Source organism: Leptospira limi, from assembly GCF_026151395.1.
Lineage (GTDB): Bacteria > Spirochaetota > Leptospiria > Leptospirales > Leptospiraceae > Leptospira_A > Leptospira_A limi.
Genome location: NZ_JAMQPV010000001.1, coordinates 1,351,284 through 1,363,880, shown reverse-complemented (window position 1 = coordinate 1,363,880; position 12,597 = coordinate 1,351,284). Strand labels below are relative to the sequence as shown.

Here is a 12,597-nt window from a genome sequence, read left to right as displayed (position 1 = left end):
TGTACATTTAGGGGAATTCATGGCATTATGTCTCAAATCTCTACGAGGCCCGAACTATGCCTGAACCACTGCAAAAGATCATCGATAATCTAAAAGAGTTATTCAACAAACTCGACAAAACCAAAAAAATGATTTTGGCTGGGGTGCTTGCAGTGGTGGTGGTAGCCGTCATCATCCTCTCCAATGTGTCCTCCCAAAGGAACCGAGTGGTTCTCTTCAAAGATTTGGATTCCAAAGACTTCTCAGAAGTCACAAAAAAATTAGATGCCCTTGGGTATTCGTATGGTTCAAGCGAAACCAGTGTCATCACAGTGGATCCAGAACAAAGGCAAGAAATTGTAACCAAACTTGCACAAGAAAATTTGATCCCAGCAGGTGTGACTGGTTGGGAACTCTTTGATATTGAAAAATTCACCGAAACACAATTTGACAAAGACATCAAAAAGTACAGAGCGTTAAAAGGTGCGATTGAAAAGTCGCTTAACACCTTACGCCCCATTGAAAAAGCAGATGTCAACATTGCCATCCCAGAAGGGGATTTGTTTGAATCAAACTCCTATCCAGTCAAAGCCAGTGTGATTTTACATTTCCGCCCTGGAGTGGAAGGAATTAGCAAAAAAGAAATCAAAGGGATTGTGAACTTAGTTGCAAGAGCTGTTCCCAAACTCAAACCAGAAAACGTAAGTGTTGCTGACCCTGATGGAAAAATCATTTCTGATTTTGAAGAAGACTTAGAAAAAGAAAGATTAGAATTAAGAATTGTCCAAGAAAAACTCCGAATCGAAGAAGAAGAACGTGTCAAACGTCTCATCGACATTCGAAACACTTTACGTTGGTACTTAGGTGGGGAAGACCGAGTGGATATCACTCGATTTGAATATTCCTTTAACTGGGACCAAGAATCCTTAACGGAAAACGAAGTATTACCAGTTGTTGCGGAAGAAGATAACCCTGATACACCATATAACGAACGTAAGCTAGTTGATGGTTATTCCTTAAAAGTATCTTCCAAAGAAACAAAAGAATCCTTTAAAGGAAGAGGTTTTACTCCTGATGGACCTGCAGGTACTGAACCAAACCTTCCTCCTGGATACAAAGATACAGACTACCAAAAGGCTGAGTATTCCAAAGACGAAAACATCAATAACTACGAATTTAACAAACGAGTCAAAGACATCAAACGCCAACCTTGGAAAATCGAAAAGATTGGATTGTCTGTGGTTGTGGATGGAGTTTGGGAACGTAAAGAACGAGAAGACGGAATGGGTTATGATCGTAAGTACATCCCAGTCGCCGAACAAGACTTAAAACTCATTCGTAAAAACTTAGAAGCAGCTATTGGTTACACAAGATCACGTGGTGACCAAATCAGTGTCATCACAATTCCAAAAGATAGGACAGAACAGTTCCGCGCTGAAGATGAAGAATTCCAAAGACAACGTGCGATACGAAATATGGTGATCGCATCCCTTGTCATTCTCATCTTACTCATCCTTGCTATCTTAGTGTATCGTGCGATCAAAAAAGAAATCGCAAGAAGAAGAAGACTCAGAGAAGAAGAACTTGCTGCACAACAACAAATGATGAGAGAAGCAGCTCTCCGTGTGATGGACGAAGGGGGAGCGGAAGTCGAACTCTCCCTCGACGAAAAACTCAGACGAGAACTTCTCGAAAACGCTATCAATTTGGCAAAAGAAAAACCAGAAGATGTGGCACAGTTACTCCGCACTTGGCTTGCCGAAGAGGAACAAACGTAAGGTAACTGATACCTTATTCAGCAACTGTTAGGATTCTTTTTTCCAGCGGATATTGGCACCACGAGAAATCCGAGAATAAACTTCTCGGAAGTATTGGTTAGGTGCCTTTCCATCTGGGTCTTGCGAATAACGAGGCCTTAGGCGGTGGACAAAATACATATCCAAATCACCCTTATTTTTCCCATGGACTTTCCCTCGATACTCTGTCACAAAAAAATACTTCACTAATTCATACGTTTCCTTAGAGACATTGATTTTTCCAGTTTCACCACCTGATTCCATTCGGGATGCAGTGTTCACTGTATCACCCCAGATGTCATAGGCAAACTTAAACCGACCCACTACCCCTGCCACAACGGGACCTGTGTGAATCCCAAGACGTAATTCCCAAAAGGGAAGGTCTAAAGCCGTTTTGATTTCCTTCAATTGGTTCATAAAACTTTGGATCTCGAGGGCCGCCAAACAAGCGTCAATGGCACTTGTTCGATTTTCCACAGGCAAACCACCGGCACACATATAACTGTCCCCTATGGTTTTTAATTTTTCCAAATTATTCCTGAGTATAATTTCATCAAACTGAGTGAAACAAGCATCGAGTTCTTCGATTAGGCTTTGTTCATCCATTCCTTCTGCAACTTTGGTAAAACCTTTGAAGTCAGTGAATAATACGGTAGCGTTTTCAAAACGGACTGGATTCACACTCCCCTTCAATTTTAATTCTTGGGCCACTTTGTAAGGTAAGATGTTTAATAAAAGTTTTTCGGATTCTTCACGTGCTTCTTCTGCTTTATCTTGTGCAATGAGAGCTTTTTCTCTTTCTTCATCTGCTTTTTGTTTTTCTAAATCTAACAAAAAATAGCTAATATCAAGTTCTTCAGCAAGTGGCCTTGACATGATGTAGACCACAAGGTAATTAAAGAGAACCAGTGGCAGAACAATCATAGTGAGATGAAATGCCGACTCCCCCACTCCATATTGTTCTCGTATCAATGGAAAATACAAAATAGCAGCAATTGCCATTGTAATGAGTCCAAGGTTTGCCAAACGTTGGCTTAATTGGATGGTCCTTCCTTCTAATGACAAGGCGCCATGTCTTAGAACCGCATAACCAAGTAAAAATGCAGGGATGAATTGGAAATCTGCAATGGGATAAATCGGAATTCCATGGCTTGGAAGTAAAGCGGCTAACAGTAATAATGCTGATAATAAAAAAGAACCAATGATCCACTTGGAGGCAAAGTTGATATACCCTTTGTTCCGAAGGAAGGTAATTAAAACTAATACTAACGCAATGGCTCCATTAGCTCCAACAAGAAGTTCCGCAGGGCCACCATGATGGACTCGAGACCAAGGGTAATCATAATAACCAATAAACAAATAGGGGGAAGGAGCTAAAATGGCTGCTGTGATACAAAGTAAATCGATTCCTTTCAACCAACTAGGTGACTTCTGACCAATCGCTTCAAAAACAAGTCGCACCATGATACTCGGTGCAAACGCAAAAGCCACAAAGGTCATCTGCGAAATCCGAAGTTGTACAACATAGGATATGTTTAATTTTAATGGAACAGATTGGATTACATAAAAACCAGTGAGAATGAGAGCGAACGCACAAAGTTGGTTGATCCTTGCCGATGGATTAGCCCCAGCAACGATGATGGATAAAAAAACTGCACCAAACACTGAAATGACGGGAGGTATCCCCCAAGGGTACCATTTTGCTGATTCATACGCATTTGGTGAAAGACCAAAGGAAACTCCAAAGGAAATAAAAATCAAAACAAAAGAAAGTAAGGCAAATAGAAAATAAAACATTCCATTCTTTTGGAATAATAGTTCATTCACATCAAAAAAATCAGAACGAAATACACCATAGGCAACAAGTAACATCGGAATGAATAAAAAGAATCCACCAGGATACACTTTGAATCCCAAAATACTGGGAGCATTTAAGGTTGTGAGTAAAAACAATAAATTAACACCGTGAAAGAGTGTGAGATGGTAATGTTTACGAATGTAATGGTAATGTTTGATAAAAGAAGGAAGAATGAGTAAAAAGTATCCTAACGGTGCAAGGATTCCCCAAGGCCTTACGAAGGCACTTCCCCGAGGGTATTTTCCGAATGGAAATTCAAACACGGTTGTTTCAAATCCTTTTCCTAAAAATACCCCCAAATACAATACAAAACTTGCAAACCAACAAACATAAGAATAGTATAACAGGAGTTTACTTTGTTTCCCCGTCATGTGAAAGGCTAGGTAAAAGGCAGTGGGTGCAAGTGGGGCAACAAAAAAATACAATAAATCATTCCACATTACAAGCGTTTCAACATCTTGGATCCATGCTCTTGTCGTTAATACAAGACCTACACATCCAAAACTGATAAATGAGATGGTCAGATTGAGATGAAAATAGCGATTCTCCTCTTTTGATTTTCGAAATTTTTGAAATGCAAAATAACTAAGAAATAAACCTACAACAAATGTCAAAATTCCCGGAGCACCATATGGAATTTGGTACCAAAAATATTCCCAATTGGAGATGATTCCCTCCGGTTTTACAAAATAAATTAGAGAATATGAATCCATCTTATATAAGATCGGCTATGAAATATTGAGAAAAGAGTCTTTTCTTCTATTTGACTCACTTCCTAAAATTTTGTGCTATGTCGGATATGTTAGATCTTAATTTTCCAAAAAAGAACGCTACAGAATGGTTGGCCTCAGGTAAATTTTTTGAATATAAAAAATTCCAAATCTTCTATATCCAAGAAGGAAGAGGTCAAAACTTAATCTTGTTACATGGTTTCCCAACTTCTTCATGGGATTATTCTAAAATTTATAATGGGTTAACAAGATACTTTAATACCATTGCGATTGATTTTTTAGGCTTCGGATATTCTTCAAAACCAATCAAACACGAATATACGTTAGTCGAACAAACCGATATCATCGAATCCTTTATTGAGAAAAATGCCCTCAAACGTGTCAAATTTGTCTTCCATGACTATGCTGTGAGTGTTGGCCAAGAAATCCTTGCTCGTCACTTAGAATCAAAAGAACGTAAGTATGAAATAGATGGTGCGGTGTTTTTTAATGGTGGTTTATTCCCTCATTTACATAGACCTACGTTCAAACAAAAACTACTCGCAACACCTATATTAGGTGCAATTCTCGCAAAATTCTATGATGAAAAAAAATTCGGCGTAGCATTTAGCGATGTTTTTGGTAAAAATACAAAACCCACAGAAAAAGAAATCTCTATACTTTGGAAACTCATCACCTATCCAAATAAAGTGCTTATCCCTCATAAACTTTTAAAATACATTAAAGAAAGAAGATACCATCGTGAACGTTGGAAAAATGCCCTCTTACAAACAGAAGTTCCATTGTTATTTATCAATGGAGGAGAAGATCCTGTCAGCGGGAGTCATTTAGCAGATGAAATTGACAAACTTCCGATCAAACATAAAAAACTGATTCGTTGGCCAAACATTGGTCACTACCCAATGTGGGAAAATCCTGACGAAAGTTTTAAAGAAATTTATGAATTTCTAAAATAAATAGAAATTAATAGTTGTTAGCTTATATCGCATTAGATTCTGAAAGGCCACCTACTATAAAATGATGAGTGGTCTTTAGGATCGATCGGAAGGATGAGGGGTGATTCCTTCCATCCCTGTTCCATCATCTATATTATCTGGATCGATATTTTGTTCTTTGACTTTGTATCGAATTTCGATTTTTTCAGGACTGATCTGCAATATTTCGATCCCTTTTAGATCTTTGTTTTTGATGATCCTAACTTTTGCTACCTGAGGTTGTAATTCTGGAACAATTTTGTTTTTAATTGGATCAAAGATATAATTACAAGGAACTTGTGCTGTAATGCCTGTTAGGATTTGTGCAGAACGAATTGGTTTTAGTGAAAAATAACGAATTGCAACTTGTTCTTCCGAAAGTTCTGCATCAAGTTTTGGATCTAACCCAGAACAAACGATAGGAATCCCTGCGGCAGTTTGTTCTCCCGTTTTATACGAAAGTGGAATAATATTTACATTCACCGTTACATCACGGGAGCCAAGGACATTCACACCTTTCGGCAAATCTGGAATTTTGACAGTTTTTGCAAAAGGTTCCTTACGATCCACAAGTGAGATTTCTGGCAAAACGACTTTATTAATTTTTTCAAGGTCTTGTGGTTTACCACTGAGTGTGATTTTTTGAGGGCTTAAAATTTGAGTCAACTTTTCAAAGTTAGCAGGTGGATTCCCTTCAAAAACTACTTCAATTGGAACCACTTTTAGTCCTCTGGATTCTATTTCCACTGGAACTGTTTTTTTAAGTTTTGTTACCTTCACTCCACTCGGAACACCAACAATTTTTTTGATAGGAACTTCTGTGACACCTAACTGGACATCTTCGGGATCAATCACAGCCTTCATAAATTGAGAATAATAGTTCACTACATCTTTTAAACCTTCCACACGAACTGGAATGGTTTTTTCTGGGTTTTTTGAATAACTCAAATTACCAGATAACTTTGGATAGTCGATGGGAACATTCACTGTTTTGATCAAAACTTTAGAGTTTTGCAAATTTACATAAAAGATACTAGCAATGATAAGCGAAATGAGTTTTGCTTTCCAATTCCGAACCATTTTTCCAAATAATTTCAATATCATATGATGACACCAGAATCTTTTTCTTTGGATTTTCTTTGTGATTCGTCTTTTACCTTTTTATTTCCTGACATGAGACCACTCACAAGAGCTTTCAACTCCAAGGGTTTGACTGGATGGATCATTTCCCCTTCGTAACAAATTGTAATGTCTCCAGTTTCTTCTGAAGTAACGATGATGATTGAATCAGTTTCTTCCGAAAGTCCAAGGGCAGATCTATGCCTTGCACCCAATGTTGAGATTTCTACAGAACTACTCATTGGCAAATAAGAAGCAGCACAAACAATTCTGTTTTGTTCTATGATGACGGCACCATCATGGAGTGGTGAGTTTTTAAAGAAGATGGTTTGTAAAATTTCAGAGGTCACAATGGAATCCATTGGAACTGCGTTTTCTGAAATGTCCTTAAGGCTAATGTCTTTCACAAGCACAATGATAGAGCCAATTTTTTCTTGGGACATGGCCCTCACAGCTTCGACAATCGGATCCAAATCAAAAGTAGGTTTTAAAAAGAACAAACGTAGGAGTCGAATCCTAGCCAGGTCACCTGTTAAACGGCGTAATTCAGGTTGCAAGAGAACAATGATAGCAAAAACAAGTGCTGGCCGAATATTCGTTAAGATCCATTCTAGTAACTCAAAACCTAAGTATTCGGCTAAACTTCCTGAGATCCAAATGATCCCTACACCAAATAAGAGCTGAATCCCTCGAGTTCTACGTAAGGTTGTATAGGTTTTATAAATTAAAAATGCGACGATGAGTACATCTAAACTAATGGAGATATAATTTTTACTCCATGGAATGATGTATAATCCTCGAAAAAAATCCAATTTATATTCCTAAAACATCAAACATATTATACAAACCTTTCGATTTGCCATGTAAAAATTCTGCGGCTTTCACTGCACCACTAGCAAATGTTTTGCGGTCCTGGGCACGATGGGTAATTTCAATCCTCTCTTCTGGACTAAAAAAATAAACTGTGTGTTCGCCAACGACTTCACCGGCACGCATCGTATGCATTGCGATTTCTTTTTGGTCTCGTTCAGGGTACATACCATGACGACCATAAATTACATTTTCTTCACTTCGTTTACTAGCTTCTAGTAACACTTCTTTTAGATACATCGCGGTACCAGAAGGAGCGTCTTTTTTATGTCTATGGTGGATGTCTAAAACTTCTATATCAAAATCTTCGTGTAAAACTTTCGCTGCAATTTCAGTGAGTTTGAAGAGTAAATTCACACCAACAGACATATTGGGAGAGAATACAATTGGGATAGTTTCAGAAGCAGACTTGATTAGAGTTTTATCAGAATCGGTAAGACCGGTTGTTCCAATCACCAATGGTTTATGATTTTTTAATGCTGTATTGAGAATGGATTCAAATCCAGTGTGAGTACTAAAATCAATTAACACATCAGAATCTTCGTTTGCTTTTTGTAAGTCGGAAGATAATAGAATTCCAGTTTCTTTGATACCTGCATGGTTTCCAGAATCAAAACCGGCATATATCGCACCCTCTCTTACAACAGCTGCGCTTAACACCGATTTTTTGGAAAGAGAAAGCACTTGGATGATGGCTTTCCCCATCCTACCACCAGCACCAATCACACCGACTTTGATTTTAGACAATGCCTTCCTCTTTTAATTGAAATACGATTTTTTTAAATGACTCAGCTGGTTGCCCTTCCGACAACGAAGTCATAGGCAATCTGAGTTCATTAGTGCAATAACCAAACCAACTCATAGCTGCTTTGATTGGGATTGGATTTGTTTCAATAAAAGCATTCACAAATACTGGGAGTAGTTTGTAGTAGATTTTTTTGGAAGCTACCAGATCACCACGAAGGTATAAAGAAACCATATCCACACATGCACGTGGGAATAAATTTGAAACTACAGATACAACTCCTTTTCCACCAATGGAAAGAACAGGAAGAGTTAAATTGTCATCACCAGATAACAAATCAAAGTCGGGTGGACAGAGCGAAATCACTTTTGCCATTTGTCCGAGATCACCTGTTGCTTCTTTGATTGCTGCAATTTTAGGGTGAGCCGCCAAACGACTAACCGTTTCTGGCAAAAGGTTTACATTGGTTCTACCAGGGATGTTGTACAACATCACAGGTTTTGATGATACATTTGCAATGGCTGTAAAGTGTTGGAACATCCCTTCTTGTGTAGGTTTGTTATAATACGGATTTACAGACAAAATTCCATCCACTCCATCTGCACAGGCGGACTCGGTGAGTTCAATTGCTTCTTTTGTGGAGTTAGAACCAGTACCCGCGATCACTTGGATTTTGCCCGCTACGATCTGCACCGTTTTTTGGATGAGTTCCTTATGTTCTTCGTAGGATAAAGTAGGAGATTCTCCCGTTGTTCCACAAGGAACCACACCAGCGACTCCGGATCGGATCTGGTTTTCTAGGATTTTAAAGTATTGATCGTAATCGATTTTCCCCTGGCGGAAAGGGGTGATGACCGCAGTATAAACGCCCTGAAACATAAATTAAACATCGAAGAGGGACTGATTTTTGCAATAAAAAACTGCCAAAAGACCCCGATCTGAGAAACTTTGCGAAAATGGTTCCTTTTTTTCCCATTTCCTTCCTCATTCTGGGCATCTTGAGCCTAATTTTGCACACATTTTATGTGTATTCCCGTTTTGGGGTGAAAGATGTGCCAAATGAACGGAGTTTGCATGACACGGTCACAAAAAAATCGGGTGGAATGTTTTTTATCCCTGTTTTTCTCCTCTCGACCCTTCTCTATTTACTCCCCCCTTTGCAGTCGATAGGAAGTGATCTTTTTCCCATTCGTAACGAACCATGGAATCTTTATCTTTTGTTAGTTGGTATTTTAATATTTTCCATTTTAGGATTTGTAGACGATTTATACCATTTAACACCGAAACTCCGCCTCGTATTAGAATTAGGAATTGTTTTTTTCTGTTTATGGGGCATACAACCCAATGTAAGTTTTTTGGGATTTGGTTCCATTCCCAGTTTTGTTCAAATTCTTTTTCTCACAATCTTCTTGGTATTTGGAATCAACTTAGTTAATTTTATGGATGGAATGGATTGGTATTTGGTGACCACATTCGCCATTTGTTTTGTTTCTTTAAGTTTTATTTTACCTGATTTTTACACCAAACCAAACCTAGGATACAGTTTGTACGCAGTGCTCTTTGTCTCCATGTTTGGATTTATCTTTTACAATTTCCCAAAAGCAAAATTATTTATGGGAGATAGTGGATCGCTGGCACTTGGATTTTTTGGATTGGTTCTCCCCTTACTTTACCAAAACAAATCAAATGGCATCCATTGGGATGTAACCGATTACTTTTATCTTTTTCCTTTTTTTTGGATTGATGGTGTCACCATCCTCATTAAACGATTCTTTCAGAAAAAACACCTATTCCAAGCGCATAGAGAACATTTGTACCAAAAACTGACCGAAACCAAACTGGGTAAAATTGGTTCTCTCGTTGTATTTTCCTTATTGAATGTAATGTTGGTTTGTTTCCATTTTCTATTAAAAGAATTTGGTTTTGGGAAAATTGTCATTTTCCTGATTTTGTTTCTGGTTTCGATTTTATCTTATGCTATCGTATGGTTATCAGCAACTAGAAAAAACCTTGCCTAAAGTTTGTAAAAATTCATCCTTTCCGATATGCCTCTTACAAAAAAAGAAATTCTCTTTTGCATTCTCAATGGGTTTCTCATTGGAATTGCCAATTTAATCCCTGGTGTATCTGGTGGAACCTTTGCTCTTATCTTGGGTTTGTATGACAGACTCATCACTGCCATCACTTCCTTAAATTTGGAAACCATCAAAGTTTCCCTTTCCTTACTTGTAGGCTTTTGGAAAGAAGATGTAAGAAATCGTTTTGCATTGGAAATGAAACGAATCGATTTTTGGTTTTTGGTATTCCTTGGTTTTGGACTTTTACTTTCCGTAATCTCTGGAGCAAAACTGATCCAATACTTATTACAAAACCACCCACAAGCAACTCTTGCCCTTTTCATAGGTCTCATCATTCCATCACTAGTCGTTCCCTACAAACTCATTGAAAAACATAGCCTTGTCGTTTGGCTATTCTTAGTCCCGGGAATTTTATTAACGATTGTTCCCAGTTTTTTTATGGGAGAAAACACCGGATCCGAAAATCCAATTTTTGCATTTGCCACTGGTATGATTGCCATTTCAGCGATGATCCTTCCAGGAATTTCCGGATCATACATCATGCTCGTGTTAGGTGAATACCAAATTGTCATCGGAAAACTTTCTACCATCTTAGAACCAGGTTCGATTCTTTTTTTAGGTGCGTTTGGGATTGGATGCCTACTTGGACTTTTGATTTTCACTCATATTGTTAAATGGTTATTTGTGAAATACAAATCACATACGATGACTTTTTTACTTGGACTGATCCTCGGATCCTTTTTTATCCTTTGGCCATTTAAAGATTATGCAAATGGACAAACAATTGTTGGTAGATCAGGTGAAGTCAAACGTGATATCCAAATTGCCACTGCCAAAAACATACTCCCAAAAGATTTTGAAGAAGCACAAATCCCACTCGCCTCACTTGTATTTGGTTTGGTATTGGGTTTGGGACTCAATCGATTGGAGTCGTTGCAAGAGAAGAAGTAGTATTTCGGATTCGTTCCACCAAAGTCTGGATTTCAAAATCCAGACTTCTGTCTTTCTCCATTGTATCAATTCCAGAAAACAATTTAAAATCAGGTACCAATTCTTTCCGTTTTGCAAACAAAGACGTTTGGTACACGGCATAACCAAAAATCGCTAACAGTTTCGTTGCACTTAGGACAGTCCTACGATTTCGTAAAACAGAGATCGCTCCCATAGGAACGATGTCTTGGTTATTACCATTGGTTGGGATTGATTGTATCGAACCTGGCATACTATCTCGTCGTACTTCTGCTGTTAGATGAGCTGACATGAGTCCTAATCCAGACAAACCAGCATAAGTTCCAGGTTTTGCAGACAACATCAAAGGAAATTCATCGTTTTCCTTTGGTTCCATCAGATAATTCAAAAAACGATCAACCCATGTAAACCAAACTGCCATGGCATTTTGTAAACGATCTGCTGCAAAACTAACTTGAGAGGCATAAAAACCTCCACCTTCTGCAAATCGAAACTCCGTCTTTTCATTCTCGGAAGTAGGAATCAAAACAGGATTATCAGACAATGAATTTAACTCTTGTTCTACGATGTTTTTTATCGATTCTATTTCATCCCAAATGGAACCTAATATTTGTGGAATACATCGAACCGAATAAATGTCTTGGATTCGTTTTCCTTCCACTTTCCTTTTTGGATTTTGGGACACAATGGGATGGAGTAAACTGGATAGGAACTTAGGTCCCTTAAATTGTTTGTGTTTGTGGTATTCTGGATGGAAGGCATCTGGGAAAACAGAATGGTAATGGAAAAGATATTGTAAAATCTCAATGGTTAACAAAAACAAATTCCGAAATTCCATCACTTGGTAACCTAGAAGGGCTGTTGTAAAACTAGTCCCATTGGTAAGTGAGATGGCTTCTTTTGGTTGTGGGGTCCAAGGAAGGCCTTTGATTTCTGATCGTTTTCCATTTAACTTTGTGGGGCCTAACTCCTTTCCTTTGCCCGTGAATCCAGATTCACCTAGGAGAGCCAATGGAATATAACTGAGTGGGATTAAATCTCCCGATGCAGAGAGAGAACCTCTTTCTGGTATGATGGGAATACAATCCAATTTGAGGAGCTCGTTTAAAATTTCTAAGGTTTCATACCGAATCCCAGAACCACCAAGTGATAAACTAAAGAGTCTTGCTGCCAGTACAACCCTTGCTTCATTGTGGTGTAAATGAGAATGAGGAATTCCATCACCAGTTAACACTGGCTCTACGGTTAAATGATAGATCAGTGATTTTTGAATGAGTTCCAATTCTTCATTGGAAGTGAATGCATGTGGACCAAATCCCGTGTGAATGCCATAGATGAGTTTCTCTTTGGATGAGGACAAAATAGATTCGAGTGTTTTACGTTCTTGTTCTAATCTTTCCTTCCTTTCCGAAAGATGCGAAAACGAACCAGAGTGAGATAAAGAATATAATTCAGATAATTGGAGAAACATGAAATGA

General features: G+C 38.3%; 10 protein-coding genes. 4 read left to right on the top strand and 6 right to left on the bottom strand.

What is annotated here, in order from left to right:
• The first annotated feature begins 56 nt into the window (after positions 1-56).
• Entirely contained in the window at positions 57-1,757 is a 1,701-nt protein-coding gene (gene fliF, locus ND812_RS06355; protein ID WP_265374762.1) for a flagellar basal-body MS-ring/collar protein FliF, read from the top strand.
• 27 nt (positions 1,758-1,784) lie between these two features.
• Here the strand turns inward: fliF and ND812_RS06350 are convergent, their stop codons facing one another.
• Entirely contained in the window at positions 1,785-4,346 is a 2,562-nt protein-coding gene (locus ND812_RS06350; protein ID WP_265374761.1) for an adenylate/guanylate cyclase domain-containing protein, read from the bottom strand.
• A gap of 86 nt (positions 4,347-4,432) precedes the next feature.
• Between ND812_RS06350 and ND812_RS06345 the strand changes: the two genes are divergently transcribed.
• Complete coding sequence (locus ND812_RS06345; RefSeq protein WP_265374760.1) at positions 4,433-5,320, top strand: alpha/beta fold hydrolase; 888 nt, start codon at positions 4,433-4,435, stop codon at positions 5,318-5,320.
• Between the two features lie 75 nt (positions 5,321-5,395).
• Here ND812_RS06345 and ND812_RS06340 read toward each other — a convergent pair whose 3' ends face one another.
• Genes ND812_RS06340 through dapA form a run of 4 tightly spaced genes read right to left on the bottom strand, consistent with a single transcriptional unit; the run spans position 5,396 to position 8,951 of the window.
• Positions 5,396-6,442, bottom strand: a complete 1,047-nt coding sequence (locus ND812_RS06340) for a CdaR family protein (protein ID WP_265374759.1) — start codon at positions 6,440-6,442, stop codon at positions 5,396-5,398.
• The gene (gene cdaA, locus ND812_RS06335; protein ID WP_265374758.1) at positions 6,439-7,269 is read right to left on the bottom strand and encodes a diadenylate cyclase CdaA; all 831 of its coding nucleotides are present in this window, start codon (positions 7,267-7,269) and stop codon (positions 6,439-6,441) included. Before cdaA ends, ND812_RS06340 begins: the two co-directional genes overlap by 4 nt.
• 1 nt (position 7,270) lies before the next feature.
• A complete protein-coding gene (dapB, locus tag ND812_RS06330) occupies positions 7,271-8,074 on the bottom strand; it encodes a 4-hydroxy-tetrahydrodipicolinate reductase (protein ID WP_265374757.1) in 804 nt (267 codons plus the stop codon).
• A complete protein-coding gene (dapA, locus tag ND812_RS06325) occupies positions 8,067-8,951 on the bottom strand; it encodes a 4-hydroxy-tetrahydrodipicolinate synthase (protein ID WP_265374756.1) in 885 nt (294 codons plus the stop codon). The genes dapB and dapA overlap by 8 nt, the downstream gene beginning before the upstream one ends.
• Before the next feature lie 77 nt (positions 8,952-9,028).
• Between dapA and ND812_RS06320 the strand changes: the two genes are divergently transcribed.
• Both ND812_RS06320 and ND812_RS06315 read left to right on the top strand, forming a co-directional pair.
• Positions 9,029-10,090, top strand: coding sequence for an MraY family glycosyltransferase (locus ND812_RS06320; RefSeq protein ID WP_265374755.1), 1,062 nt, complete (start codon positions 9,029-9,031; stop codon positions 10,088-10,090).
• Between the two features lie 27 nt (positions 10,091-10,117).
• Positions 10,118-11,101: a DUF368 domain-containing protein gene (locus ND812_RS06315; RefSeq protein WP_265374754.1), complete on the top strand. Its 984-nt coding sequence runs from the start codon at positions 10,118-10,120 to the stop codon at positions 11,099-11,101.
• Here the strand turns inward: ND812_RS06315 and ND812_RS06310 are convergent.
• Complete coding sequence (locus ND812_RS06310) at positions 11,067-12,590, bottom strand: aromatic amino acid ammonia-lyase (RefSeq protein ID WP_265374753.1); 1,524 nt, start codon at positions 12,588-12,590, stop codon at positions 11,067-11,069. The two genes, ND812_RS06315 and ND812_RS06310, sit on opposite strands and share 35 nt — an antisense overlap.
• Between the last annotated feature and the right edge of the window lie 7 nt (positions 12,591-12,597).